The organism is Brevibacterium sp. HMSC063G07 (genome assembly GCF_001810665.1).
In the GTDB taxonomy this organism is placed as follows: Bacteria; Actinomycetota; Actinomycetes; order Actinomycetales; family Brevibacteriaceae; genus Brevibacterium.
Genome location: NZ_KV802333.1, coordinates 178,659 through 200,919, shown reverse-complemented (window position 1 = coordinate 200,919; position 22,261 = coordinate 178,659). Strand labels below are relative to the sequence as shown.

Below are 22,261 nucleotides of genomic sequence, written 5' to 3'. Positions count from 1 at the left end.
TCAGTCTTCTTTCATGGCGTCGTCGATCAGACCGCTGAGCGTGGAAGCTTCGACGGCACCGACGACGCGTGCGGCCGGCCGGCCCTCGGAGTCGAGGACGACGGTCGACGGGGTTGCCCTGGGCGGCAGAACATCAGACAGCAGTCCGACCATTTCGCCGTCCGTGTCGAGCATGACGGGATAGGACACATTGAAGTTGTCGACAAAAGCCTGAGCCGCGGCCTCCTGATCACGCACGTTTGCGCCGATCAGCTGAGCTTTGCCCTCGTATTTCTCTGCGACTTCTTCGAGTTCGGGAGCTTCCTTGCGGCATGGCGGGCACGCTGCGTACCACAAGTTGATGACCGTGATGGTCCCGTCCTTGCGGATGTCCGCCAGTGAGGTCTTCTTCCCGTCCAGAAGGGTGATGTCGAGGTCGATCGGCTCAGTGCGCTCATTCTTCGGGATCTGAGTGACCACCCCGGTACCGGAGACATAGCCCTGCTGGGATCCGGCCTGTTCGGCCACTCCCCCGGTTTCTGTTCCACCGCAGGCGGCCAGCCCGAATCCAAGGGCGCAGGCGAGAACAGCTCCGACTGTTCGGCGGGTGCGCCCGCGGCCTCGCTTGTCCGCCACGGCAAGCGCTGCGTTCCTCATGCTCCTGCCACCGCCTTTGTCGGCTGGAGGTCGGCGTTGACATCGGTGTAGTCAACCCCGACGAGTTTGGCGCCTTCAAAGCTCAGCGTGGTCACGGATCCCAGGCTGCATTCGCGATTGCGCGGATCGTGTGCAAGCGGCTTGCCCTCGGCTGCCATGCGGGACATCCAGATGGGCAGCTGGTGGCTGACGATGACGCCGTCAACCGCATTGAGCCCTTCGGCCTTCGCCACAGCCTCAACCCTGTTGCGCAGAGTGAACATCGCAGCCTGCATGCGGCGCACCTGGCTGATGTACGGCTCTCCCCACGATGGGCGCAGAGGATTCCATACCAGCGGCAGGTTCGCCGGTGCGAAGACCGACGAACGGTTGACCTGCTGTCCTTCAAAGCGATTGCCGGCTTCGATGACACGCTCGTCAACCACCGGTTCGAGCCCGGTCGACTGTGCCAGAGGCGCAATTGTCTGGGCTGTGCGCAGAAGCGGCGAGCGCACCAGGCCGCGCACGTGGAAGCGGTCATCGGCGAAGTAGTCGCTGATCCTTTCACCCATCTGGCGGCCCCGGGCCGTCAGCCCGAATCCGGGCAGGCGCCCGTAGAGAATGCCGTCGGGGTTGTCGACTTCACCGTGGCGGACCAGGTGGATGCGCGAGGTGGTCATGCCGACTCCCCGTCTGTCGCCCGGGCTGCCGCCTTGGCTGCGGCAGGCAGTGCGGACACCACGCGGTCGAGGATCTGCGCGGTGTGAGCTGCCGAGAGGAACCACACTTCAAAGGCACTGGGCGGCAGGTGCACGCCCTGTTCGAGCATTGCGGTGAAGAATGCCGAGTAAGCGGCGGTGTTCTGTGCCTGCGCATCGGCGAAAGTGCGGACTTCGCGGTCGGTGAAGAACACCGAGAACATGGAGTTCGCCGACTGGATGGTGTGCGGCACGCCTTCGGCGCTGAGAGCCTCCGTGATGGCCGGGCGCAGGACGTCTGCGGCGGCCTCGATCGTCGGGTAGACGTCGAGTTCGCGGGTCAGCTGCAGGGTGCGCAGACCCGCGGCCGAGGCCACCGGGTTTCCGGAGAGGGTGCCTGCCTGGTAGACCCCGCCCTTGGGTGCCAGAGCGTCCATGACTTCCTGGCGTCCGCCGAAGGCCGCGATCGGGAAGCCGCCGCCCATGACTTTGCCGAATGTGAACAGGTCCGCCGGTCCGTCCGGGTAGCCCAGGGCTTGGCTTTCGTAGCCGTACCAGCCTGCTTCGGAAACGCGGAAGCCCGTCATGACCTCATCGGAGATCATGAGCCCACCGTGTTCTTTGGTCAGCGAGCGGATGAGGTTGGTGAAGCCGTCACGGGGCGGGACGACGCCCATATTGCCCGGGGAGGCTTCCGTGATGACCGCGGCGATTTCGCTGCCGTGTTCGGCAAAGGCGCGGCGCAGACCGTCCTGGTCGTTGTAATCGAGTATGAGAGTGTCTTCTGCGGTTCCCTTCGTCACGCCGGGAGTGTCCGGCAGACCGAAGGTGGCAAGACCGGACCCTGCGGCCACGAGCAGCGAGTCAACGTGACCGTGATAGCAGCCTGCGAATTTCACAATCTTGTCCCGACCGGTGTACCCGCGTGCCAGGCGAATGGCCGACATTGTGGCTTCCGTGCCCGAGTTGACCAGCCTCACCTCGTCAACCGGCGCGACCCTGCTGGCGATCTCCTGAGCAAGTTCGACTTCCGGAACCGACGGCGTTCCAAACGAAAAGCCGCGGGCGGCGGTCTCCTGGACCACGCCGAGAACTTCCGGGTGTGCGTGGCCGACGATCATGGGACCCCAGGATCCGATGAGGTCAACGTACTCGTTGCCATCGACATCGGTCAGCAGCGCACCCTCAGCGGAGTGCATGAATCGCGGCGTTCCGCCAACAGCGCCGAAAGCACGCACCGGTGAGTTCACACCGCCGGGAATGGCCTTCAGAGCGCGCTCAAAGAGTTCCTGGGAGTTCTGCGTGGGCTGGGTCATCACACTGCCTTTCTCAGATGTTCTGCTGCTCGGGTGAAGACGTCTGCCAATACCTGGGTCTCTTCGGGAGACATGAGGTCGATCAGGTGCCTGCGCACACCTTCGACGTGCACGGGGGCGATCTTCTGCATCAGCCCCCACCCTTCGTCGGTCATGCTGCAGTTGACACCTCGGCCGTCACCTTCCGTGGAGCTGCGCTTGAGGATGCCGCGCTTTTCCAAACGCGCCACGGTGTGCGACAGGCGGGATCGGGAAACGCCGATGTCTTCGGCGATTTCAGCCATGCGCCTGCAGCGGCCGGGCGATTCTGAAACGATGACGAGAACTTCGTAGTCCGCCAGCGCAATGCCTGCAACTTCGCGCAGTTCGCGGTCAAGCACTGTCTGCAGAAGCGTTTGGCCCTGCAGCATGGCCCTCCAGAACCGCTGCTGTGTTTCATCCAGCCAGGGTGCGGCGCTCATTGTTCAGCGAGCCATTCAGCGGCCTGAGTCGCGTAATAGGTCATAACGGCGTCAGCTCCTGCGCGTTTGAATGCCAGAAGTGATTCCAAAACCGCGGGTCTGCGGTCAATCGCGCCGGCAGCCGCGGCGAATTCCAGCATGGCGTACTCACCGGAGATCTGGTAGCTCCACACCGGCACCGGAGAGGCTTCTGCGACATCTTTCAGGACATCCAGGTAGGGCAGGCCGGGTTTGACCATGACGATGTCTGCACCTTCTGCCAGATCCAGCTGGAGTTCGTGCAGTGCTTCGCGCGCATTGGCAGGGTCCTGCTGGTAGGCGCGACGGTCACCGGAAAGCTGCGAATCCACGGCTTCGCGGAACGGGCCGTAGAACGCCGAGGCGTACTTGGCGGTGTAGGCCATGATGACGGTATTCGTGAACCCAGCTTCGTCGAGGGCTTCGCGCACAACACCCACCTGGCCGTCCATCATGCCCGACAGACCCAGAACGTCCGATCCCGCACGCGCCTGCGCAACGGCCATTGAGGCGTAGCGCTCAAGCGTTGCGTCATTGTCGACATCCCCGTGTTCGTCGAGCACACCGCAGTGGCCGTGGCTGGTGAATTCGTCCAGGCACAAATCGGTCATGACGACGGTGCGATCGCCAACAGCGTCTTTCACCCGACGCACGGCCACGTTGAGAATGCCGTCGGGGTCATCGGCCTGGGAGCCGCGCTCGTCATACTCCAGCGGGATGCCGAAGAGCATGATTCCCCCTACCGACGCCTCGACCGCTTTCTGTGCGGCCTCAACCAGCGAGTCCAGGGTGTGCTGGCGCACGCCCGGCATCGAGGTCAGTTCGACGGGAGCGTCCAGCCCCTCCTTGACGAACAGCACCTCGATGAGGTCTTCCGGCTGCAGCTTCGTCTCCGAGGTCAGGCGGCGCATTGCCGCCGACTGGCGCAGGCGACGCGGGCGAACCGCGCCGAACGGGAGGGACGTGTCGGTCATCAGCCTCTGCTCCTTCGCGAAGTCCTCCGGTCCTGCGAGGGGCGGACCGGAACTATTCCTTCGGCCAGCGCGTCGTCGCGGCGTTTGCGGGCGAAATCGGACAGTCCGGCGATGAGGGCCGGAAGGCTGGCTTCGTCCGCCAGGACGTCGACGTGCAGGCCGTGATCCTGTGCCGTCTGAGCCGTTGCCGGCCCGATGGCTGCAATAACGGTGGAGGTGTGGGGTTTTCCGGCAATGCCCACCAGGTTGCGAACCGTCGACGACGACGTGAACAGCACGGCGTCGAAGTCGCCTCCCTTGATGGACTCGCGAATGGGCTTCGGCGGCGGAGCGGCGCGCACAGTGCGATAGGCGGTGACGTCGTCGACCTTCCAGCCGCGCTCGGTCAGACCCTCCACCAGCACGTCGGTGGCGATGTCTGCCCGCGGCAGGAGCACACGGTTGAAGCCCTCTTCGTCGTCAAACGCCGGCCAGTCTTCGAGCATGCCTCGGGCGGACTGTTCGCCGCTGGGCAGAAGCTCTGGCTCAATGCCCCATTCGCGCAGAGCCTCAGCGGTTTTGTCGCCGACGGCGGCGACTTTGACGCCCGCGAGGCTGCGCACGTCCAGACCGAGATCGGCAAGCCACATCTTGACCGCTCTGACCGCGTTGACCGATGTCAGGCCCAGCCACTGATAGTCGCCGTCGACAAGAGCGTGAATAGCCCGCTCCATCTGGCGGGGCGAGCGCGGCGGTTGGATGGCAATAGTGGGCACCACGGTGCCCTCGGCACCGTACTCCGCGAGCGCCTCGACAGTTTCGGCACCCTGTTCGCGTGTGCGCGGCACGAGCACCTGCCAGCCGAACAGCGGCTTGGATTCGAACCACGAAAGCTCGCGGCGCTGCTCGACAACAGCTCCGAAGATCGTCTGCACCACCGTGTCCGGCTCGAAGTCGTCGCGCAGCCGGTCAACCAGCTGACCCAGCGTGGTTTCGATTGAGTGCTGGTGAACGGTCGACACACCGGATACGACGAGCACGGGGGTCTCGGGCTCCCATTCGTCGCCGAGCATCCCCTCGACAGCCGTGATGGTGTCGGTCACGGAGCCGCTGATGACGTGGCCGGTGTTGGCAAAGCGCGAAACATCGCTGCGGGTCATATCGGTGGCGGACACGTAGCGCACCGAGCGGACGTTGGCGTTCGTCAGCGGTGTTCCCGTGAACGCCGCGGCAGACGACGCCGCCCCGACACCCGGGACGATCTCAAAGCCGACGTCACCGCCGGCCAGCACCTGCGCCTCGGCAGTGGTCGAGGTGAACAGCAGCCCGTCATCGGCGGCCAGGCGCACGACCATGCCGTGCTCCTGGGCGAGTTCGCCCAGCCTGCGGCCGCGGGTGTGCGGCTGCACTCCCATTTCCGATACCGGACGCAGCAGGGTGTCTTCCGGCACGTAGGCGTCGAGGAGATCCCGGTGGAGGTCATCTTCGTGGACGACGACGGCTGCCGAAGCCAGAAGCTCCGCACCTCGGATGGTCAACAGGGAGGGATCGCCGGGACCGGCACCCAGAAAGAACACTTTGGGCACGGCCCGCTGCGGGCGGTTCTGTACAGAATCACCGCTGGTCACGGTCACCTCCGGGGGTCATTACAAGATTCGTTTCTGGGGCGTTGGCACCGCTGGCGGTTCCGGGCACAGCGCCGAGTGTTTTGAGCAGTTCGTCTGCTGTTCGATAGCCGAGCTCTCTGGCGATCCGGCGCGACTCCGACTGGATTCCGCGGGACAGTTCGACCATGTTGTCGGTGACTTCGTCCGGCAGTGTGGCAATCGTGGACAGGCGGCTGAGCTTGCCTTCGTCGTCTGCCATGACGGCAGCCAGTGTCAGCGCCGCGCCGTCAATCGAGGCCAAAGCGCCGATGGGGGCTGAACAGCCGGCCTGCGAACGTTCGAGAATTGCGCGTTCGGCGTAGACGGCGAGGCTCGTGGCCGGGTCGTGCAGAGCTTCGAGGGCTTCGCGGATCTCCTGGTCGAAATCGCCGTGCGCGGCATCGGGTGCGCGGCACTCCACTGCCAGCGCTCCCTGCCCCGGGGCCGGGAGCATGACGGAAGGATCGAGCACGTCGGTGACTTCGCCCAGACGCCCCAGACGGCGCACGCCCGCGGCTGCCAGAACGACGCCGTCAAGACGGCCCTCTGTCACGTGGTCGATGCGGGTTCCCACATTCCCGCGCACACCCGTGACCGTGATGTCGGGGCGGGCTGCCCGCAGCTGGGATGCGCGGCGGGGCGAACCGGTGCCGACGACGGAACCTGCCGGCAGTTCGACCAGGCTGAGTCCGTTGCGGGCGATCAGCACGTCAGAGGGATCCACGCGAGGCGGAACCGCCGCCATCTCGATTCCCGCGGCGGGGGCTGTGGGCAGGTCTTTGAGCGAGTGCACCGCAATATCCACTTTGCCTGTCAGCAGTGCGGTGCGCACGGAGGACACGAAAACGCCGGACCCGCCCAGGCGGGCCAGCGGCGTCATATTGACGTCGCCTTCCGTGACCACTTCGACAATCTCAACCCGCCAGCCGGTGCGCGCGGCAAGCTGCTGGGCGATCGCGGTGGACTGGCTGCGTGCCAGCTGGCTGCGGCGGGTGCCCAGGCGGACGGTCTGGCCCGTGAAGTGTTCGGGCTCGACCACGTCGAGGGTGTGGTCGGCGACCGGTGTTGTGCCGTCGGCTTCGATGTGGCCGCTGCTGCCGTCGGCTGTCTGCGCGACAGAGCCGACTTTGCTGGCTCGGCGGTCGGCTTCCGGTTCCCGCGTGCGGGCGCTGAGGTCGAACAGCATGTTCAGCGCGGCAGCGTAGTCGACTCCGGAATCGGCCGAGGCGAGTTCTTTCACCTTGACCGTCGGGGTGTGGATGATCTTATCTGCCGTGCGGTGCAGTGTCTTGCTGATCTCGGCTATTGCGGCGTCGCTGACAGACGCCCCGAGTTTGTTCTTCAGGCGGTCGAATTCGGCATCGACGATCATAATGGCCTGTTCGCGCAGGGCGGTGACTGTCGGCGATACCCTGCGAGCGGCACGCCGTGCGGCATCGTCGACCATGGCCTTCTCGATAAGAGCGCGGGCTTCGGCGATGACGGTGAGCACGGATTCGGACTGCGCGTGTTCATTGGCGGCAATGAGCCGGCTGATGCCGTCGAGGTTGAGCACCCGAATGTGGGGAAGTTCGCCCACTTCTACTGCAATGTCATAGGGCAGCGCCAGGTCGATGAAGAACTTGTTGAGGTTCTGGTCGAGGTCCTGCTGCAGTGAGGCGATGACGGTGTCCTCATCCAGCACAATGCCCCTGGCGCCGGTCACCGACACAATGAGGTCCGCCTGCGCGATTTCCCTCACCAGGTTGGTGTGCGTGAGTTCAACAGCCTCCCCGCCTGCGGACTGGGCAAGGCGCAGAGCCTTGTCGAGGGTGCGGTTGATGACGCGTATGCGCGCAGCCCCGTGGGCTTTGAGGGCTTTGACGGTGAGGCCTGACATTGCGCCAGCGCCGACGACAAGCGCGTTGGCTCCGGTGAGGTCACCCACGTGGCCTTCGGCTTCGGCCAGGGCGGTGTCCAGCAGCGAAAGCGAAACCGATGACAGCTTGGTTTCGGAATGCACCCGCTTGCCCACTTCCAGTGCGGATTGGAGGGCTTCGCTCAGACCGCCGCCGACCGAACCGCCGCGTTCGCCATCGTGCAGGGACTTACGCAGCTGGCCGAGGATCTGGGTCTCCCCCAGGGCCATGGAGTCAAGGCCGGAAGCCAGCAGGAAGAGGTGTTCCTGGACTTTGTCATCGAAGTGAACGTAGATATGTGAGAAGAGCTCTGACCACGGGATCCCGCTGACATCGACCAAGGCGGTGCCGAGGTCGGCCAGTCCGCCGTGGAAAGATGTGACATCGGCGATGATTTCGAGCCTGTTGCACGTGGACAGCACAACAGCGCTGTTGACGAAATCACGCTCTGCCGCTGATCGGCGCAGCAGGTCTGCCCGCTCAGCGTCCAGAGCGAGCGCGTCAAGCACGTCAAGAGGTGCTGAGTGATGGGATATTCCCAGAACCAGCAGTGTCAATGGTCTTGCTCCCTCATTGCGAACGACTCCCGTCGATCGCTGCTTTCAAGCTCACCGGACTCCCGTGAGCACAACGGCGCCCCAGCGCTGTTTCATTCCCGTTTGGCGCCACGGCTGTCAGCCGCACCGCCCTGATCATCGGCCCGAACCGACAGTGCCGCGGCCACTCAGCCGCGTTCGTGTGCCGCACGCAGAGCCTGCGCGAACCGGTGTGGGTCCACGCGGTGGAAGCTGTGCTGGCGGCCGTTGATGAGAACGACTGGAACATCCCAGTCGTATTTGGCCTGCAGCTGCGCATCGGAATCGATGTCCACCACGCTCAGCTGCACATCGATCTGTTCTGGCAGGTCAGCGAGCACACTGTCGACGACTGCCCGCGCAGTGTCGCACAGACCGCAGTCGCTACGGGTGAGGAACTGAACTTGGACGCCCATATGAGCCTTCCCGCACTGCCCCGGGCGCCAGCCCGGAGCACAGCGCGTCATCGGTGCAGAAAGAATTCCGCACCGGTTCATTCAGCACGAAACCCCGCCGGATCGCTTCGACGGGGGCGTGCGGAGTTGATTACTTCTTGTTGCGGCGCTGGTGGCGGGTCTTGCGAAGCAGCTTGCGGTGCTTCTTCTTGGACATACGCTTACGACGCTTCTTGACTACCGAACCCACGTTCTACCCTCGCGATTCCGACGATTCCCCCGCTTACAGCGGGCTGACTTAACCGCTCAATCCTAACGGGCAACCCTGCAGAAACCCAAACTTCAACAACCGGCCATATGAACTCGGTGCCAGCGGTCTGGTATAAGGGCCCGCGCCGTGGACCGCGCGCTCAATCGTAGTAGGCGTCCAAACCGTAGAACGGGAAGATGTTCTTGCGCGTGCTCATGACAGTGCGGTCGAGGTCGGATTCGGGATCGTAGCCGCGCTCCCAGGCGGGGAATTCAGCATCTGTGCCGTCGGTCATCCGCTTGGGCGCATCGCGGCCGGTGAGGCTGTAGACGTAGTCGCGCCAGCGGTCCGGCATTTCCGTTGCCGGCTTCAGTTCGATGCCGCCTGCGATCGCCACGAGATTGGTCCATGCGCGCGGGACCACGTCGATGATGGCGTAGCCTCCGCCGCCGACGGCCAGCCATTTGCCGTCCGCGTGCTCTTCGGCGAGGTCACGCACCCATTCGGAGGCTCGACGCATAGCGTCAACCGAGAGCCGCAGGTGCGTCAGCGGGTCCAGATTGTGCCCGTCGCAGCCGTGTTGAGAGACGATCGCCTGCGGTTTGAATTCGCGGATCACCTGGGGAACAACACCGTCGAGCGCACGCAGCCAGTCGGCGTCCACAGTGCGCGGCGGCAGGGCGATGTTGACCGCGCTGGCTGCGGCTTTCATCCCGCCGATCTCGGATGCGTAGCCGGTGCCGGGGAACAGGAAGCGGCCGTTTTCGTGCAGGCTGATGGTGAGCACACGAGGGTCGTCCCAGAAGAAGTGCTCGGTGCCGTCACCGTGGTGGGCGTCGAGGTCGAGGTAGACCACGCGCTCGTACCCGGCGTCCAGAAGCTCTTGAATTGCCGCCGCGCAGTCGTTGTAGACGCAGAACCCGGCAGCTTTGCCGGGCATTGCGTGGTGCATTCCACCACAGAAGTTGACCGCGCGGTTGTACCGGCCGGAGGCAATTGCCCTGGCCGCTTCGACACTGGCCTGAAAGAGCCTGCCGGAGGCTTCGTGAATCTGGTCGAAGCGGGGGACGTCTTCCGTGCCGACCCCGTAGGTCTGCTGGTCTTCTTCCGAGATCGAGGCGGAAGCCCCGGCCGCTTTGACGGCGTCGATGAATTCCTGAGTGTGCAGGCGGGCGAGCGCTTCCTCGTCGACCTGCGGCACGGACTGGATGTGGATATTGGAGGCGTCGAACAGGCCGAAGTCCTGCGACAGCTTCGCCGTCAAGTCAAGCCGCAGCGGGTGCATGGGGTGGTGCGGACCGAAATTGTATTCGGTGAGGGATTCATCCCACATCACCAAAACTTCTTCTCTGCTCATACCCGTACTGTAGCCAAACGTGATCCGATTCACTCACAGAGGCTCACCCCAATATTCGCTCCCAGGCTGCTTGCGCTGTTTTCCCGCGTGCGCGCACGCGGGTGAGTATGCTGGCTGACTGTGAGGAAGAACGGCAAGAACAAGCGCGAACTGCTGGCAACGGCAGCGCTGCCGGCGCGAGCTGCGCGCGACTTTGTCGACAGGGTTGCCGAACAGTCCCCCGCCAGGCTGGCAATGGGCGCGTTCGTCGTCGTCATCATATTCTTCACCGCGCTTCTGTGCTTGCCGGCAGCCCACCGGGACCCCGCGGACTTTTCGTTCGCCAACAGCCTGTTTGTTGCCACCTCGGCCGTGTGCGTTACGGGTCTGACCCCGGTGACCCTGCACGAATACTTTTCGAACTTCGGCCTGGTCATCATCGCCGCCGGCGTGCAGGTCGGCGGTATGGGCATTCTGACTATCGCTTCTATGCTGGGCATGCTCATCTCCAAGAAGCTCGGGGTGCGCCAGCGGCTCATCGCAGCTCAGGCGACGAACACGTTCAAACTCGGTCAGATGGGCACGCTACTGCGCACCGTCATCAGCACGGTGCTCATTGTCGAGACGATCGTGTTCTTCGGACTGCTCATCGGCTTTCTTCGCCGCGGTGAACAGCTGGGCCAAGCGGCGGCCTCCGCAGCTTTCTATGCCATTTCGACCTACAACAATGCGGGCTTTGCCATTCACGATTCGGGCATGATCGCCTTCTCCGACGACTACTGGATCGTCTCCACAGTGATGTTCTCCGCTTTTGTGGGCTCACTGGGCTTCCCGGTGGTGCTCATCATGGGAGTCCTGTGGAACCGCCCCCGCCAGTGGGATCTGCACACCAAGCTCACACTCACGACCTCGCTCATTCTGCTGGCCGTCGGCAGCGTTCTCATAGCAATCTTCGAGTGGGGCAACGAAAAGACGCTGGCGGGCACCGGCGTCGTCAACTACGCGTTCCAGTCTGTTTTCATGTCGCTGACCGCGCGGTCTTTGGGTATGAACACCGTCGACGTCGCATCCATGTCAGATGCCAGCCACTTGGCGCTCGACGTTCTCATGTTCATCGGCGGCGGCTCTTCGTCTACCGCCGGGGGCATCAAAGTCACCACCCTTGCGGTGCTCGTGCTGGCCGCCTGGGCGGAAGCGCGCGGCGCCCGGGACGCTGTTGCCTTCAAGCGGCGCATCGACCCGTCGGCTGTTCGCCTGGCGATCTCCGTGACGATTGCAGGGTTCATCATCGTGATCGGCGGAACCATGGCGATGCTGGCCATGACCCACGAAGACCTCGATGACGCCCTCATGGACGTAATCTCTGCCTTCGGCACGTGCGGGCTGTCCTCCGGGTTCACTGAGAGGGCACCAGAACCGGCGCTGTACATTCTGAGCCTGCTCATGTTCCTGGGCCGACTGGGTACTATCTCCCTGGCGGCCGCACTGTCACAGCGCGACTCGCTGACTCATTTCCGCCACCCGGAAGAAAGGCCGATCATTGGCTAAGCGCAAACAGAAGACCGACAACTCGTCGGTGCTGGTGGTCGGTCTTGGCCGCTTCGGCGCGTCGACTGCTGAAAACCTGATGAAGCTCGGCAGGCAGGTGCTGGCTGTCGAAAGAGACCCGGGCAAGGTAGCGGAATTCGCAGGCAAGCTCACCCACGTTGTCGAAGCCGATGCCACCAACCTCGAGGCCCTGCGCCAGCTGGGAGCCGAAGACTTTTCAACCGCCGTGGTCGGCATCGGAACCTCGATCGAGGCGTCGGTGCTGACCACCGCTAACCTCGTCGACATTGGAATCGGGCAGGTGTGGGCGAAGGCCATCTCGAATTCTCACGGCAAGATTCTGCACCGGATCGGCGCCGAACACGTGCTCTACCCGGAATCTGAGGCGGGAGCTCGCGTAGCCCACCTGGTGTCATCGCGCATGCTCGACTATATCGAGTTCGACGACGGGCACTTTGCGGTCGTCAAAATGCGCCCGCCGAAAGAAGTGCAGGGCTTCACGCTGGGTGAATCAAAGATCCGCGATGACTACGGCGTCACGGTCGTGGGCGTCAAATCGCCCGGCCGCGACTTCACCTACGCCGAACCCAGTTCGCGCATCGGCGAACACGATGTGCTCATCGTCGCAGGCCACGTCGAGCTGCTGGGCCGTTTCGCCGGGCGGCCGTAGACGGCTCTGCAACCGTCGGCAGCGAACCGGCCGGTGGGCCTGTGCAGCTTCCCAGTCAGCTGTTTTCGCGCTCCATTGCGGCGGCCTTGTCAGCTGCGGCCCGTGCCGCGCGGACGACGCTCTGTTCGAAGCCGTCGGCTTCAAAGGAGTCAACCGCGGCGGCAGTTGTGCCGCCGGGGTGGGCAACGGCCCGGCGCAGCTTCGCAGGATCAGGGTCGGCTGCCAGCAGCAGACCCGCCCCTTCTGCAGTGGCGACGGCCATGCGGCGCGCTGTGTCTTCATCCAGGCCGAGTTCTTGACCTGCGGCAATGAGCTTTTCTGCCAGCAGGAAGAAATAGGCCACCCCGGAACCTGAAATGCCGATCATGCCGCCGATTGCCGATTCGGGCACCGTGAACACCTCACCGGCACCCGACAGGAGCCTCGTAAGAGCTGCAGTCTGCTCTTGCGACATCGTGTTGTCCGGTGACACCGCGATGACGCCCTTGCCGATCGCAGAAGGGGTGTTCGGCATAATCCGCGCAATGGGGTTGTTCGGGAAGGCTTCGGCCAGTGTGTCCAGCGAAACCCCCGCGGCCATGGACACAATGACGGCCTCCTTGGCGAGAGCTTCGGCAAAGCTCGCAGCCGTTTCGCGGATTGCCCACGGCTTGACTCCCAGGAAGACGAAGTCCGCCCCGGCGGCTGCATCGGCGTTGGAGCTCTCGCTGTCTTCGGTCGCGTTCGCCTCAATTCCGAGGTCTTGTGTGAGCCGATCGGCCGATGCGCGCGAATGTGTGGTTGCGCGGACGCTCTCAGCATTGAGCGCATCTGTGCTCAACATTCCCTTCAGCAGGGAAGATCCCATGCTTCCCGCTCCGATGATGGAGACTGTCACAGCCATTTCTGCTCCTTTTCTTCTGTCGCCGTCCTAGCAGCCAAGCCCCAGGTGCTGCCGGGTGAAAGCCAAAGATTCCGCCAGCATGTCCATGCGCGTGGACTTTTTGCGCGCAAAGCGCGTGTTGACTTCAATGACCGCTTCGCCAGACCAGTTGACCTTAGCCAAGTACTGCAGGCACTCTTTGACCGGCATTTTTCCGCGCCCGGGCACCAGGTGTTCGTCCATGACGGAGCCCGCGCCGTCGGTCACGTGGAGCACGCGCACGCGATCGTGGATCTGCTGCAGGGTCTCCAGGGCGTTCATTCCCGCCGTCGATGCGTGTGAGAAGTCAAACGTCATATTGTCGTAGTCTTCGTCCAGCGGGTTCCAGTCCGGATAGTAGATCTGCAGTTCGCGCACACCGGCTCGCCACGGGTACATGTTCTCCACCGCCAGGCGCACACCGGTTTCGTGTGACAGTCGGCGCACTCCGTCGACGAAGCCGCGCGCATAGTCTCCCTGCCAGCGAAACGGCGGGTGCAGAACAACCGTTTCGGCCCCAACGTCGAGCGCGAGCTTCGCGGTCAGGCGCAGCTTTTCCCAGTTGTCTTTGTGCATCACCCGCGGCAGCAGCAGAAGCGTCGGAGCGTGCAGCGACAGCACCGGCAGGCCCGTGCGCTGAGCGTATTCGAGGATGTGCGAGGCACTCTGCGTACCCGGATTGTCGGTGATCATGATCTCGACACCGTCGTAGCCCAGTGCAGCCGCCGTTTCGAAGGTGTTCTCCACTGTCATGGGGTACACCGAGGATGACGAAAGTCCCACGCGGATCCGTCCGTCAGAGGTGTGCACTGCGCCGTACTCGTACACGGGATTGTTCTCAAAATAGGCGCGGTGGCGCAGGGAATCTGCGCGAGCGCGGTTCTTCTTCGTGAACGCCTTACGAGGTGTTTTGTCTGTCACGCTTTCAGTTTAGGCGCACCCGGCTGACCCGGTCAGACCACTCCGTTAGACATCGGCACCGTGCTTGCCGTTGGTAGTCGTGGGGGTTTCGTCGCCGTCGAGCGTTTGGCGCACAGAGACGGGCTCTGCGGTGTCCAGCAGGTCCAGTTGGCGCATGATGATGCCTTCGCGCAGCGCCCAAGGCGAAATCGCCATCTTCTCGACTCCGAAGATGGTGAAAGCCGCATCCGCAACAATCGCGCCGGCAAGCACCTGGCCGCCGCGGTTCTCGGACACTCCTGGCAGGTCGGCCCGCTGGGCGGGTGTGCGCGATGCAAGTTCCTCGATTATCCGGGGCATGTCTTTTGCGTGCAGGTAGCGCGGGGCGTAGATGCCGTGGCTCGACGGTGCCGCTCCGGCAATGCGGGCCAGGGAGCGGAAGGTCTTGGATGAGCCGACTATCTGGTCGGGTTTGCCCACTCGGTTGATCTGGCCGGCGACCTTGCCGATTGTGTGGCGGGCGTGCCTGCGCAGCTGCGCGATTTCGTCGGGGTTGGGAAGTTCGTGGTTCAGGTAGTGGTTGAGCATACGGCCTGCACCCAGCGGCACCGAGACTGCCGCATCGGGGTATTCGTCTGTTCCGGCGGCCAGTTCGAACGATCCTCCGCCGATGTCCATCATCAGGATCTTGCCAGCTGACCATCCGAACCAGCGGCGGACCGCCAGGAAGGTGATGCGCGCTTCGTCCTGCCCGGACATGACGTTGAGGATCAGGCCGGTCTGTTCGTGAATCTTGTCGATGAGCTTCTGCCCGTTGGGGGCTTCGCGCAGGGCCGATGTGGCAAAGGCCAGAATTCGCTCCGCGCCCTGTTCTTCTGCTTCGACAATGGCTTCGCGGCAGAAGTGCAGCAGCCTGTTGGCCCCGTATTTCGACAGCGAACCGTCGTCTTTGAGATGTTCGGCCAGCCGCAGAACTTCCTTGTGGGATGAGGCCGGAAGCGGCGGGGCACCTTCGTGGGCGTCGACCACCAGCAGGTGAATGCTGTTGGATCCGATGTCGAGAACGGCTAAGCGCATGGTCTGCATCTTACCGCGCGGTCCTATTATCGGAGGTATGCAGAACACCCGAGCCCCGTGGATTGCGGCGACTTTCATTATGACCGTTGCTGCGGTTGTGTTCTCCCGCCTGCCTCAGCTGCATGATCTGCGGCTGTATTTTCTGATTGCCGCGCTGGCGTTCTTCTTGGCCGGGCTCGTCATGGCCGGCCGCTCGCTGCGCGAGGCCTGGGCCCGCAGACGCAGCCAGCGGCGGCGCTGACGCAAGCTTCAGATCACCACATGGGCGGACGCTGCTCGCCGTCGTACGGGAAGCGGTCACGGAAGTCTGCGGCTATTGTCTGCATGTCGACAAAGCGCACGCCCTCGTGACCGCCGATGTAGTCGATCAGCCGTTCGAGCATGAGCAGCACCTGCGGGCGACCGGCGACGTCCGGGTGGAGCGTGATCGGGAAGATGGCGTAGTCCAGTTCGCGGTAGATCCAGTCGAACTGGTCTTTCCACAGCTCTTCGATCGACCTGGGGTTGACGAAGCCGTGGGAATTGGGGCTGCCCTTGATGAACATCATGGGCGGGAGGTCGTCAACGTACCAGTTGGCCGGAATCTCTACGAGGTCTACCGACTTGCCGTATTCCAAGGGCACCATCCATTCGGATGCCTGCTTGGAGTAGTCGATCTTCGTCCACTTCTCACCCGTCCGCGCGTAATAGGGAACGAAGTCGCCGTGGCTCTGTGAGTGGTCGTAGTCGAGGCCGAACTCCAGCAGCAGCTCAGCTGTGCGCTCTGACATTTCCCACCAGGGAGCAACATAGCCCTTCGGCTGTTGTCCGGCGAGCTTGGCCAGAACCTCCAGGGAGCGCTCCATGACGTCGCGTTCCTGCTGAGCGGTCATGTCCACCGGGTTTTCGTGGCTGTAGCCGTGCGCACCGATTTCGTGTCCGGCGTCGACGATCATTTTGACCTGTTCGGGGAAGGTCTCGGCGGAATGGCCGGGCACAAACCAGGTTGCGGGCAGTTCTCGCCGAGTGAGCATCTTCAGCAGGCGGGGAACCCCGATTTCACCGGCGTAGATGCCACGCTGAATGTCGTTCGGCGAATCCTGCCCACCGTAGGATCCAAGCCAACCGGATACAGCGTCGATGTCGATGCCGAAGCTGACCAGAATATCTTTCTTCGCCATGGGGCCTCCCTTCGCCCACCGGCAGAACCGCTGGTGAGCTAGTTCTGTCTGACGGGCGGCTGCCCGCCAGCGTCCGACTCCTGAGAGCCGGTTCACTTCAAGTATGACACCGGCGCAGCCCTGGGCGGGAGAGTCTGTCGGCTCAGTCGGGGAAGTCTGTTCGGCTTATGCTGAAATCGGGGCGGCGACGCTCGAAGAACGCTTCCTGTCCCCTGCTGATTTCCTTCGCATAGCTTTCAGCCAGCCAGCCACCCTCGGCAGCCGTGAGGTGATCACCGCGCAGAATCCGCTTGGCCGCGGTCTGCGACAGAGCCGAACGGCCCGCAATCGTCTTCGCCTTCTCAACTGCCGTGGCCAGTGGGTCTTCGGAGACTTCGTGGAAGAAGCCCAGGTTGTTCATCCGGTCGAAGTCGACGATGTCTGCCGTCAGCAGAATGTAGCGGGCAAAGGACTCCCCCAGAACAGCTGCGAGCCTGCGCGTGGGTCCAGGCGGGTAGACGAGTCCCAGGCGGCCGGCCGTCACACCGTAGATCGAGCCGGGTTTGGCGATCCGCACATCGCACGCGGCTGCGATTTCTGTGCCGCCGCCCACGCAGTTGCCCTCAATCGCTGCAATCGTCGGAATGTCGACGTTCTCAACAGCGGCTTCCGCATTCGCGTTGGTGTTCCAGAACTCCTGCAGCGGCACGTTGAGGTCGTTGATGTCAGAACCGGCCGAGAAATGGCCGCCGGCGCCGGTGATGATGAGCACTGACACCTTTGGGTCGGCGTCGATGGCCGAGACGATTCCCGGCAGCGCCAACCACATTTCACGCGACAGGGCGTTGCGCTTTTCCGGCCGGGAGATGGTCAGTGTGGCAATGCCGTCTTCAACGCCGTATTCAAAGCCCTCAACCAGGGGGATATCTGCGGGGGTGGGCTGCTGATCTGTCATTTCTCTCCTCTGTTTGGCCGGTTCTGTGTGTGCGAAAGATGCCAATACGCACACGAGGCGGAGCCCAGAAAAGCCGGACTCCGCCTCGGTTGTGCTGCTTATGTCAGCGGTCGGTGGGAACCTCGCGCTGGTCGTAGCCGGAGTAGGCCGACAGCGGGCGGATCAGAGCGTTGTTGGCGGTCTGCTCCATGATGTGTGCCGTCCAGCCGGTGATGCGGGCCATGACGAAGATGGGCGTGAACTGTTCGGTGTCGAAGCCCATCAGGTGGTAGGCCGGGCCCGACGGGTAGTCGAGGTTCGGGTAGATGCCCTTGCGGGACACGAACTCTTCTTCGAACGTGTTGTAGAGGTCGAGCAGTTCGTCAGCACCCTTGACTTTGACCATGTCTTCAAACGCTGCGCGCATGGTGGGAACGCGCGAATCGCCGTTCTTGTACACGCGGTGGCCGAAGCCCATGATCTTCTGCTTGTTGGCAAGCGCGTTGTCAATGTATTCGGAGGCCTTGTCAGCCGTGCCGACTTCGGCCAGGGTCGCCATGACAGCTTCGTTTGCACCGCCGTGCAGAGCACCTTTCAACGCGCCGATGGCACCGGCGACCGAGGAGTGCATGTCCGAGGTCGTCGAGGTGATGACGCGGGCGGTGAAGGTCGAAGCGTTGAAGGAGTGCTCGGCGTAGAGGATGAGCGAAATGTCGAAGCAGCGAACAACTTCCTTCGCCGGAACTTCGCCGAAGACCATGTGGAAGAAGTTCTCCGCGTAGGTCAGGTCTTCCTTCGGGGCGATCGGGTCGAGCCCGTGGCGGCGGCGGTGGTCAATGGCCACGACGGTCGGCAGCTGGGCGTAGAGGCGTTCGGCCTTCGCGCGGTCGGCTTCTGGGCTGTTGTCTTCCGCCTGGGGGTCGACAGCACCGAGGTAGGCCACCGCGGTCTGCACCACGTGCATGGGGTGGGTGTCCTTCGGCAGACCCAGGATGAGGTCGACCAGCTTGGGGTCGATGTCGCGCTGGCTGCGTTCGCGCTTGGTGAACTCAGCGAGCTGTTCGGCAGCCGGCAGTTCGCCGTTCCAGATGAGGTAGGCGACTTCCTCAAAGCTGCAGTTGGCGGCCAGTTCCTGAACCGGGTAGCCGCGGTAGGTCAGCGAGTTGGTTTGCTGAACGACCTTCGAGATTTCGGTGGTGTCGACGACAACACCGGCCAGGCCCTTCTTGATTTCCTGTTCGGTCACTGGTGACCCTCCTGTGAGAAGTTGAAGACATGGGCGTCGAACTCGTTGTACGCCGAGTAGTCGATCGTTTCATAGAGGTCAGCACGGGTCTGCATTGTGCTGACGAGGCTTTCCTGCGTGCCTTCGGTGCGGATGACCTGCAGGCCGCGCTTGATGGCGCCCATTGCCAGGCGCAGTGTTGTGACGGGGTAGATGACGAGCTTCACGCCTGCCGATTCGAGCTGCTGCGTGGTGAACAGTTCGCTCTTGCCGAACTCGGTCATATTGGCAAGGATCGGGGCGTCGACGGCCTTGGCGAACTGTTCGAATTCACCGAGGTCGCGCATTGCCTCGGGGAAGATGAGGTCTGCACCGGCGTCGATGTACGCCTTGGCGCGGTCGATTGCGGCGTCCAGGCCCTCACCGGCGCGGGCGTCGGTGCGGGCACACAGGACGAAGTTTTCGTCACGACGTCCGCGCACGGCCGCCGAGATGCGCTTGACCATTTCCTCCGTGCTGACGATCTCTTTGCCGTCCAGGTGGCCACAGCGCTTGGGGTTGACCTGGTCTTCCAGGTGCATGCCGGCGATTCCGGCGTCTTCCATTTCCTGCACCGTACGTGCGACGTTCATCGCTTCACCCCAGCCGGTGTCGGCGTCGATGAAAGTGGGCAGGTTGGTCACGCGGGAAATGGCGCGACCGTGCTCGGCGACTTCCGTCAGCGTGGTCAGACCGATGTCGGGCAGGCCCTGGTCAGCGGAAAAAGCACCGCCGGAGATGTAGACGCCTTCGAAGCCCTCCTGCTCGATGATCTGAGCGTTGATCGGGTTGATGGCTCCGGGGAACTGAACGATTTTGTCTCCGGCCAACAGCCGACGGAACTCTTCGCGGCGCTTGTGTGCCGGAGTGGTTGCTCCAAGCATGTGTTTCCCTTCTGATTGTTTCCAGTGGGCTTCGGTGTGTGCCTGCCGCGTCCGCGCGGACGCGGCAGGCTCGCATCATCTGCGATCAGCGATCAGAAGATGCCCGATGTGGTGGTCTTCTCCAGGCCGTCGACGACGAACGACAGTTCGCCGATTGCCTTGCCGTCAAGCTCGGCGAGGTTTTCTGCCAGGTCGATGAAGCGCTTCTGTTCGGAGTCCGACACGATGCCCTCGGCGAGCGTGTGGAACTTCTTGATGTAGTCAGCGCGCTCGAACGGACGTGCGCCGTTGGGATGGGCGTCTGCGACAGCGAGTTCGTCGACCAGGGTCGAACCGTCTTCGAACTCGATTTCCACGCGACCGCCGAATGCCATTTCGTCCGGGTCGGTCGAGTGGTAGCGGCGGGTCCACTCGGGGTCTTCGCGGGTTTCGATCTTGTGCCACAGTTCGACCGTTTCGGGGCGTGCGGCACGTTCCGGTGCGTAGGAGTCGTTGTGGTGCCAGCCCTGGTCTTCCATGGCCACGGCGAAGATGTACATGATCGAGTGGTCGAGGGTTTCGCGCGAAGCCTTCGGGTCCATCTTCTGCGGGTCGTTTGCTCCGGTGCCGATCACGTTGTGCGTGTGGTGCGAGGTGTGGATCGTGATCTTCTTGATCTTCGAGAAGTCGTCGATCTGCTTGCCCATCTTGCGGGCGAGGTCGATGAGCGCCTGCGCCTGGTATTCGGCGGAGTGCTCCTTGGTGTAGGTGTCCATGATGGCGCGCTTGGCTTCGCCCTTGCCCGGCAGCGGGACGGTGTAGCGGGCTTCTGGACCGGAGAGGATCCAGGCGATGAAGCCGTCTTCACCTTCGTAGATGGGGTTCGGGGCGCCTTCGCCGCGCATTGCGCGGTCGACCGATTCGATGGCCATCTTTGCGGCGAACGCGGGTGCGTGTGCCTTCCAGGACGAGATTTCGCCCTTGCGCGACTGGCGGGTGGCGGGGGTCACGTGCAGTGCCTGGCCGATGGCCTGGAAGATGACTTCTTTGTCCAGGTGGAGCATGGCGCCGATGCCGGCTGCCGATGCGACACCGAGGTGTGCGACGTGGTCGATCTTGTGTTCGTGCAGGCAGATGCCCTTGACCAGGTCGACCTGCATTTCGTATGCAGTCGCGATGCCGTTGATGAGATCCTTGCCGCCGATTCCCTTGTGCTGGGCGACTGCGAGGACAGCCGGGATGTTGTCGCCGGGGTGCGAGTAGTCCTTCGCGAGGAAGGTGTCGTGGAAGTCGAGTTCGCGCACGGCTACGCCGTTGGCCCATGCCGCCCATTCGGGAGACACGCGGTAGTCGGTTGCTAGGCCGAAGATGTTGGCACCGGGGGCCAGTCTGTGCGGCATTGCCTGTTCGCGGGCCGAGGTCGGGGCCTTGCGGTGGACCGATGCGGCGGCAACTGCGGCGTTGTCGATGACGCGGTTGATGACCATGTCCTGGACGTCGGCGTCGACCGGAACCGGGTCGACTGCAACTTCGGCCATCTTGTAGGCCATCTGGTCTTCGTGAGCCAGCTTTTCGGTGCTCTTGTACGTGCGTACTTCGTGGTTGATCATGGGTTCTCCTCTGTGGTTGACCATGGTCGCGAAGGTGCGCGGGCGCGCACCCCGAAAGTATCTTGATATCAAGATAAGTCTAGCGTGACCGACTGCTCACTGTGCAACCGGCCACACTGTTTGTCCTAGGTCTCACTCTGCGGACATGCTCGAGCTTATGTTCCGAGCAGATCCCGTAGTCTGCCTGTGGTTGCCCGAAACACCCCGACTGCACATTCCCGCCCGCCGCCCAGCGGCCAGCCAGCGTCGAAAGGAAGCCCGAATGACACCGACCACCGCCATCAGCCGCCTCGAACTGCGCAGGCTGATCGACCGTTCCTTTGTCGAAGACGCACCCGCCGGGGACATCACGGCACAGACGTTCATCCCGGAGTCTGCTCTTTTCACCGGTGCTGTGTCCGCTCGCGAACCGGGCGTGATGGCAGACGGGGGCGTTTTCGCCGAAGTCATGAAGGCGGCTGCGGAGGAAAGCCGGACTGCGCCCGTTGAAGTTGAGGTGCTTATTGCCGATGGGCAGGAGTTCGCTGCCGGTGACCACCTGATCCGCATGTCCGGGCCGGCCCGCGCGGTGCTTCTGGGCGAGCGCCTGGGGCTGAACCTGCTGCAGCGCATGTGCGCGATTGCCGCTGCCACCAAAAAGTTCACTGACGAGGCGCAGCGCGGCTTTGCGCGCAGCTCACGGGGGCAGGGCTCGATGCGGGTGGCCGACACCCGCAAGACAACACCGGGGCTGCGGTTCCTGGAACGGTACGCAGTGCGCTGCGGCGGTGGGCACAATCACCGCCGCGGACTGTCTGATGCCGTGATGCTCAAAGACAATCACCTGTCGCTGCTGGGCGAAGGGGACGCGCTCACACAAGCACTGCGCGAAGGCATCGCCGAGCTTGGCCACACTGTGCACGTTGAGGTCGAAGTGGATCGAAGGGAGCAGATCGAGCCGGTTGTCGCAGCGGGCGTAGACACCATCATGCTTGATAACTTCACCCCCGAACAGCTGCGCGAAGGCGTCGAGCAGGTGGCAGGCCGTGCTGTCGTGGAGGCAAGCGGAGGGGTCAATCTGAGCACGATTGCGGACATTGCCGCCACCGGCGTCGACGTCATCTCCGTTGGCGCTCTGACCCACTCGGTCGTCAACCTCGACCTGGGCCTCGACGCGCTGGACTGACGTGGGCCCACTCTGATTGAGAGGGGCTG

At 63.3% G+C, this 22,261-nt stretch carries 22 protein-coding genes; 4 read left to right on the top strand and 18 right to left on the bottom strand.

Features of this window, described 5'->3' with window-relative positions; genetic code table 11:
- From HMPREF2757_RS03330 to HMPREF2757_RS03290, 10 genes are all read right to left on the bottom strand, one after another.
- Complete coding sequence (locus HMPREF2757_RS03330; protein WP_070573354.1) at positions 1-636, bottom strand: TlpA family protein disulfide reductase; 636 nt, start codon at positions 634-636, stop codon at positions 1-3.
- Positions 633-1,295, bottom strand: coding sequence for a histidine phosphatase family protein (locus HMPREF2757_RS03325; protein ID WP_070573352.1), 663 nt, complete (start codon positions 1,293-1,295; stop codon positions 633-635). The genes HMPREF2757_RS03330 and HMPREF2757_RS03325 overlap by 4 nt, the downstream gene beginning before the upstream one ends.
- Positions 1,292-2,629, bottom strand: coding sequence for a glutamate-1-semialdehyde 2,1-aminomutase (hemL, locus tag HMPREF2757_RS03320; RefSeq protein ID WP_070573350.1), 1,338 nt, complete (start codon positions 2,627-2,629; stop codon positions 1,292-1,294). Before hemL ends, HMPREF2757_RS03325 begins: the two co-directional genes overlap by 4 nt.
- Positions 2,629-3,090: a MarR family winged helix-turn-helix transcriptional regulator gene (locus HMPREF2757_RS03315; RefSeq protein ID WP_070573349.1), complete on the bottom strand. Its 462-nt coding sequence runs from the start codon at positions 3,088-3,090 to the stop codon at positions 2,629-2,631. Before HMPREF2757_RS03315 ends, hemL begins: the two co-directional genes overlap by 1 nt.
- Positions 3,087-4,082 (bottom strand): porphobilinogen synthase, encoded by a 996-nt coding sequence (hemB, locus tag HMPREF2757_RS03310; RefSeq protein WP_070573348.1) that lies wholly within the window; start codon positions 4,080-4,082, stop codon positions 3,087-3,089. The genes HMPREF2757_RS03315 and hemB overlap by 4 nt, the downstream gene beginning before the upstream one ends.
- On the bottom strand, positions 4,082-5,695 hold the full coding sequence (locus HMPREF2757_RS03305) for a bifunctional uroporphyrinogen-III C-methyltransferase/uroporphyrinogen-III synthase (RefSeq protein WP_083304072.1): 1,614 nt from the start codon (positions 5,693-5,695) through the stop codon (positions 4,082-4,084). Before HMPREF2757_RS03305 ends, hemB begins: the two co-directional genes overlap by 1 nt.
- Entirely contained in the window at positions 5,676-8,162 is a 2,487-nt protein-coding gene (gene hemA, locus HMPREF2757_RS03300; protein ID WP_083304071.1) for a glutamyl-tRNA reductase, read from the bottom strand. The genes HMPREF2757_RS03305 and hemA overlap by 20 nt, the downstream gene beginning before the upstream one ends.
- Positions 8,163-8,329: 167 nt before the next feature.
- Positions 8,330-8,596: a glutaredoxin family protein gene (locus tag HMPREF2757_RS03295; RefSeq protein WP_070573346.1), complete on the bottom strand. Its 267-nt coding sequence runs from the start codon at positions 8,594-8,596 to the stop codon at positions 8,330-8,332.
- A 130-nt stretch (positions 8,597-8,726) separates the two neighbouring features.
- On the bottom strand, positions 8,727-8,825 hold the full coding sequence (locus HMPREF2757_RS11350) for a 30S ribosomal protein bS22 (RefSeq protein ID WP_019174583.1): 99 nt from the start codon (positions 8,823-8,825) through the stop codon (positions 8,727-8,729).
- A gap of 160 nt (positions 8,826-8,985) precedes the next feature.
- The gene (locus HMPREF2757_RS03290; protein ID WP_070573344.1) at positions 8,986-10,182 is read right to left on the bottom strand and encodes an acetoin utilization protein AcuC; all 1,197 of its coding nucleotides are present in this window, start codon (positions 10,180-10,182) and stop codon (positions 8,986-8,988) included.
- 120 nt (positions 10,183-10,302) lie between these two features.
- Between HMPREF2757_RS03290 and HMPREF2757_RS03285 the strand changes: the two genes are divergently transcribed.
- Together HMPREF2757_RS03285 and HMPREF2757_RS03280 are read left to right on the top strand one after the other, a co-directional pair.
- Positions 10,303-11,709, top strand: coding sequence for a TrkH family potassium uptake protein (locus tag HMPREF2757_RS03285; RefSeq protein ID WP_083304069.1), 1,407 nt, complete (start codon positions 10,303-10,305; stop codon positions 11,707-11,709).
- Entirely contained in the window at positions 11,702-12,379 is a 678-nt protein-coding gene (locus tag HMPREF2757_RS03280; protein ID WP_070573341.1) for a potassium channel family protein, read from the top strand. The genes HMPREF2757_RS03285 and HMPREF2757_RS03280 overlap by 8 nt, the downstream gene beginning before the upstream one ends.
- A 55-nt stretch (positions 12,380-12,434) precedes the next feature.
- Here the strand turns inward: HMPREF2757_RS03280 and proC are convergent, their stop codons facing one another.
- From proC to HMPREF2757_RS03265, 3 genes are read right to left on the bottom strand one after another with little or no spacing between them, the layout of a single operon-like run.
- Positions 12,435-13,262 carry a pyrroline-5-carboxylate reductase gene (gene proC / locus HMPREF2757_RS03275; RefSeq protein ID WP_070573339.1) on the bottom strand — a complete coding sequence of 276 codons (828 nt, stop codon included), beginning with the start codon at positions 13,260-13,262 and terminating at the stop codon, positions 12,435-12,437.
- 27 nt (positions 13,263-13,289) lie between these two features.
- Positions 13,290-14,201, bottom strand: a complete 912-nt coding sequence (locus HMPREF2757_RS03270) for a sugar phosphate isomerase/epimerase family protein (protein ID WP_083304068.1) — start codon at positions 14,199-14,201, stop codon at positions 13,290-13,292.
- Between the two features lie 45 nt (positions 14,202-14,246).
- On the bottom strand, positions 14,247-15,257 hold the full coding sequence (locus HMPREF2757_RS03265; protein ID WP_070573496.1) for a Ppx/GppA phosphatase family protein: 1,011 nt from the start codon (positions 15,255-15,257) through the stop codon (positions 14,247-14,249).
- A gap of 37 nt (positions 15,258-15,294) precedes the next feature.
- Here HMPREF2757_RS03265 and HMPREF2757_RS03260 point away from each other — a divergent pair, with 37 nt between their 5' ends.
- Positions 15,295-15,498, top strand: a complete 204-nt coding sequence (locus HMPREF2757_RS03260; RefSeq protein WP_070573337.1) for a hypothetical protein — start codon at positions 15,295-15,297, stop codon at positions 15,496-15,498.
- A gap of 13 nt (positions 15,499-15,511) precedes the next feature.
- On the opposite strand, the gene HMPREF2757_RS03255 is transcribed toward HMPREF2757_RS03260, so the two are convergent.
- From HMPREF2757_RS03255 to HMPREF2757_RS03235, 5 genes are all read right to left on the bottom strand, one after another.
- Complete coding sequence (locus tag HMPREF2757_RS03255) at positions 15,512-16,417, bottom strand: polysaccharide deacetylase family protein (protein ID WP_070573335.1); 906 nt, start codon at positions 16,415-16,417, stop codon at positions 15,512-15,514.
- Between the two features lie 142 nt (positions 16,418-16,559).
- On the bottom strand, positions 16,560-17,351 hold the full coding sequence (locus HMPREF2757_RS03250; protein ID WP_070573333.1) for an enoyl-CoA hydratase/isomerase family protein: 792 nt from the start codon (positions 17,349-17,351) through the stop codon (positions 16,560-16,562).
- A gap of 103 nt (positions 17,352-17,454) precedes the next feature.
- Positions 17,455-18,576, bottom strand: a complete 1,122-nt coding sequence (locus tag HMPREF2757_RS03245) for a bifunctional 2-methylcitrate synthase/citrate synthase (RefSeq protein ID WP_070573331.1) — start codon at positions 18,574-18,576, stop codon at positions 17,455-17,457.
- A complete protein-coding gene (gene prpB, locus HMPREF2757_RS03240; RefSeq protein ID WP_070573329.1) occupies positions 18,573-19,478 on the bottom strand; it encodes a methylisocitrate lyase in 906 nt (301 codons plus the stop codon). The genes HMPREF2757_RS03245 and prpB overlap by 4 nt, the downstream gene beginning before the upstream one ends.
- Before the next feature lie 92 nt (positions 19,479-19,570).
- Positions 19,571-21,067, bottom strand: coding sequence for an MmgE/PrpD family protein (locus HMPREF2757_RS03235; protein WP_070573328.1), 1,497 nt, complete (start codon positions 21,065-21,067; stop codon positions 19,571-19,573).
- Between the two features lie 262 nt (positions 21,068-21,329).
- Here HMPREF2757_RS03235 and nadC point away from each other — a divergent pair, with 262 nt between their 5' ends.
- Positions 21,330-22,232, top strand: a complete 903-nt coding sequence (nadC, locus tag HMPREF2757_RS03230) for a carboxylating nicotinate-nucleotide diphosphorylase (RefSeq protein ID WP_070573325.1) — start codon at positions 21,330-21,332, stop codon at positions 22,230-22,232.
- Positions 22,233-22,261: the final 29 nt, after the last annotated feature.